This window comes from Photorhabdus sp. RM323S, from assembly GCF_042879375.1.
In the GTDB taxonomy this organism is placed as follows: domain Bacteria; phylum Pseudomonadota; class Gammaproteobacteria; order Enterobacterales; family Enterobacteriaceae; genus Photorhabdus; species Photorhabdus tasmaniensis.
On sequence record NZ_JBHFKZ010000130.1, the window covers coordinates 1 to 2,260 of the forward strand.

Consider the following 2,260-nt stretch of genomic DNA (forward strand, 5'->3'; position numbering starts at 1 on the left):
CTCCTTGGGGTGTCGCATAAATCTGGCGGGCAAACGCTTCTTCACCGGGCACAGGCAGTGCCCTTCGGTCCAGTTTGCCATTCGGTGTCAACGGGAAACTGTCCAGGCGCACAAACGCCGCCGGCACCATGTAATCCGGCAGAACCGCACTCAAATGCGCCCGCAGGCTGTTCACCAGCCCTTCTTCCACTTCCGCCACCACATAAGCGATCAGCCGTTTCTCCGTCCCATCCCCCTGCGCCAGTACCACCGATTCACGCACCATCGGGTGTTCCATCAACCGGGCTTCAATTTCCCCCGGCTCAATGCGGAAACCTCGGATTTTCACCTGCTGGTCATTGCGGCCCAAAAATTCCAGATTGCCATCCGGCAGATAACGGCCTAAATCCCCGGTGCGGTACATGCGGGCATCTGGGCTATCACTGAACGGATCAATAAGGAAACGTTCCGCCGTCAATTCAGGGCGGTTCAGATAGCCCCGTGCGACTCCCACGCCACCAATGTATATTTCACCCACACAGCCTAACGGTACGGGTTGTCCTTTTTTATCCAGCAGATAAATGCGAGTATTCTTGAGCGGCCGACCGATAGAACGATCTTCGATCAGAGATAATATTTCCTGACAGGTTGCCGTTACCGTATTTTCCGTCGGTCCATAAGCGTTTAATAGCCGGGGTCGATAACCTTCCTGCCTGAACCAGTTTTGAATGGCATTCTTTTTGATTGCCTCACTCCCGATGATGATAAGTCTAAGGGCATCAGGCAGTCGCAGTTCCTTCCCACTGGCAACCAGTTCAGACCAGAATAGAGTTGGCAAGAACATAACCGTGATGCGGTTTTGCCGAGCCAAGGCAATAAATTCCGGTATGGAAGTCAGCCAGTCATCATCGCGAATCACCAACGTGGCGCCATTGCATAATGTTGAGAAACATTCCTCTACTGAGACATCAAATGCAAAAGTAGCGAATTGCAGTACACAATCCTGTGCAGTAACAGCGTAAAATTCATTCACCCCCAAGTAACGTTGATACAACGCCTGATGTTCCACCATCACCCCTTTCGGTGTGCCTGTCGAACCGGAGGTGTAAATGACATAGGCCAGATGACAGGGGATCAATGCCGCTATCTGTGGGTTACTGTCCGGTTGCTCAGGCAAGTTATTCGGGTCAAGCACCTTCCGTCCTACCAGCGCCTTATCTCCCAAAGTTGTCCGTCCGATTTCATCCACCAAAACAATAGCTGATGCAGCATCGGTGAGAATATGTGCCAGACGCTCACCGGGATAAGCCAGATCCAGTGGCACATAAGCCCCGCCGGCTTTCAGCACTGCCAACAGAGCCACTACCATGGCCGGTGAACGTGATACACAAATCGCCACTAACTGATCTGGCGCTACCCCCAAGGCAATCAGCTGGTGAGCCAGCCGGTTAGCACGGGCATTGAGTTCAGCATAGCTGAGGGTCTGATTTTTATATACCAGGGCGGTGACAGCCGGAGTTTTCGCCGCCTGTTGTTCAAACAACTGATGGATGCACAAGGCTTCAGGATACGGCGTTTCCGTTGCATTCCACGTTTCCAGCAATAACCGGCGCTCTGCCGGCGCCAAAATATCCATTTCACCCACCTTCTGTTGGTCATTTGCCACCATCGCTTGCAGCACGGTCTGCAAATAACCCCTATGCCGTTCGATGGTAGGTTGATCAAACAGGGATGTACTATAATTCAATGTCCCACTAATCCCGCTAGCTTGTTCATACAGTTCCAGTTCGAGATCAAACTTAACGGTATCAACGACGTCAAAAGCCTGATCAACCGGTGTGACGGTCAGTCCCGGCAATACCCAGTCCGTGTGTTCATTGTTCTGCCAGGCAAACATCACCTGGAACAGCGGGGTATGCGCCAGCCGGCGTGGCGGTTGTACGATTTCCACCACCTGCTCAAACGGCAGCTCCTGATGCGCCTGTGCCGCTAACGCGGTTTCCCTAACCCGTGTCAGGCATTCCGCTACAGTCAATTCACCCGGAACAACCATCCGCAATGCCAGCGTATTGACAAAAAAGCCAATCAGCGGCTCCACTTCCTGTCGGCTGCGCCCGGCACTGGGGGTGCCGATAATAATATCCTCCTGACCGGACAGGCGCGATAAGACGACAGCCCACGCTGACAACAATGTCATAAACAGCGTGACACCGTGCTGTTGGCTTAAGTGTTTGAGGGCGGCGGTCAGTTCGGAATCTACTCGGACAGGAACAACCTGACC

1 protein-coding gene is annotated in these 2,260 nt (G+C 53.1%); it reads right to left on the bottom strand.

Going from position 1 to position 2,260, the window contains the following annotated elements; all coding sequences use genetic code 11:
- The coding region (locus ACGF7G_RS22125; protein WP_387468426.1) for an amino acid adenylation domain-containing protein at positions 1-2,260 on the bottom strand (2,260 nt) is incomplete at both ends.